Annotated in this window: 1 protein-coding gene; it reads left to right on the plus strand. The window is 40.4% G+C overall.

The genetic code is table 11. The features are described from left to right. Nucleotides 1-354 (plus strand): transposase (locus CWC11_RS21585; RefSeq protein ID WP_138684229.1); only part of this gene is annotated, 354 nt, incomplete at both ends.

Consider the following 354-nt stretch of genomic DNA (forward strand, 5'->3'; position numbering starts at 1 on the left):
AATAGTAGACTTATACAGTGATAGGTGGGAAATCGAACTTGGCTATAGAGAGATGAAGCAAACCTTGTTAAATAGCCACTTTACGCTACGTAGCAAAAAACCAGACATGATAGTGCAAGAGCTGTGGGGCGTATTACTTAGCTATAACTTGCTCAGATATCAGATGGTGAAAATGGCGCAGACAAAGCCAGGGATATATGCGAAACACCTTAGCTTTACGACGTGCGCAATAAGTATTATTAACTTAATTCAAACGATGTTTATAGAGAATGCTGGACGGATCCCCAAGTCAATTGAGCAATTACAAGCTCAAGTCGAACATCACATATTACCGATAAAACGGGAACGCTCGTA

It is taken from the genome of Pseudoalteromonas sp. S3178 (assembly GCF_005886985.1).
Lineage (GTDB): Bacteria > Pseudomonadota > Gammaproteobacteria > Enterobacterales > Alteromonadaceae > Pseudoalteromonas > Pseudoalteromonas carrageenovora.